Annotated in this window: 1 protein-coding gene; it reads right to left on the minus strand. The window is 64.8% G+C overall.

What is annotated here, in order from left to right:
- Positions 1-1,152 (minus strand): phage tail tape measure protein (locus STARVERO_RS23190; protein WP_159602621.1); only part of this gene is annotated, 1,152 nt, incomplete at both ends.

Raw genomic sequence — 1,152 nt, forward strand, 5'->3', positions numbered from 1 at the left:
GCGCGCCCCGCATGCCGGCCTCGACGTCCTTCTTGAGCTCGGGATCCTTGTCGACGGCCTCCTGCTCCGTGGGAGCGAGGGCCTCTCCCTTCGACTTCTTGGCAACAAGTGCGTCCACCTGTGCGGCACGTTCGAAGGAGGCGTTGAGCTTGTCGAGAAGCGTACTTGCGAGGTCCGCCGTGGCGCCGATCGCCGGCGTCAGCGTCTTCCCGATATTGGAGCCCAGAGCCTGAAACTGATTGCCCAGCTTCGTCAGCTTGGAGGAGGTGAGCTCGTCGAAGATGCCGAACGCCCGCTCGACCGATCCGCTTGAGCGCTTCGGATCGTTGATCATGTCGAGTGCCTTGATGATCAAGTCGAGCGACTGCGCCATGCGCGCCGCATCGTCGGCATATTCCAGCCCCATCAGGTCCGTCAGCACGCCCATCTGCTTTTCGGGCTTCAGCTCGCGGATGCGCCGGAACACGTCGACGATGGCCTCGGCCGGGCCGTCAGCAATCATTTTCGAGAGCTGTTTGCTCGACAGGCCGAGTGACTTAAGCCCTCCCTGAAACGCCTTCGATTGCTTGCTCGACGTCTGGAGCTTGGTGAGCAGGGAGTTGAATCCGGTGCTAGCCACCTCCGACGTGACACCGAGCGACAGCAGCGCCGATCCAAAGGCCGCCGTCTGGCGTTCCGACAGCCCGAAAATGCGAGCTTGGCCGCCGACGCGGCTCAGGAACTCCATGATGTCGGCTTCCTTCGCCGCCATGTTGTCGCCGAGATAGTTCACGGCATCGGAAAGGTCCTCGATGCCCTGCTGAGTCAGCCCGAAGACATTACCGAGCTTGGCGAGTCGGTCGCCGCTCTCCTCGGCCGACAGGCCGAAGGCAACGGCGGCCTTGGCGGCGAACGTGCCGAACCGCGCGAGATCCTCGACCGGCCGGCCGGCGAACCCCGCCTGGGCGACCAGCTGGGCAATCTGCTCCTTGGCGAGCGGCGTTTCCCGGCTTAGGCGCAGGATCGTCTGTTCCAGCGCCCGGAATTCCTCCTCGGGCATGTCGACGGCCTTGCGGACCTCGGCCATGGCGTCCTCGAAGGACATCGCCTGCTTGATCGAGGCGCCGAGAGCCGCAGAGATCGCAACGACACCGGCCGCGGCAGCGCCGCCAG

This window comes from Starkeya nomas (genome assembly GCF_902703545.1).
Lineage (GTDB): Bacteria > Pseudomonadota > Alphaproteobacteria > Rhizobiales > Xanthobacteraceae > Ancylobacter > Ancylobacter moscoviensis.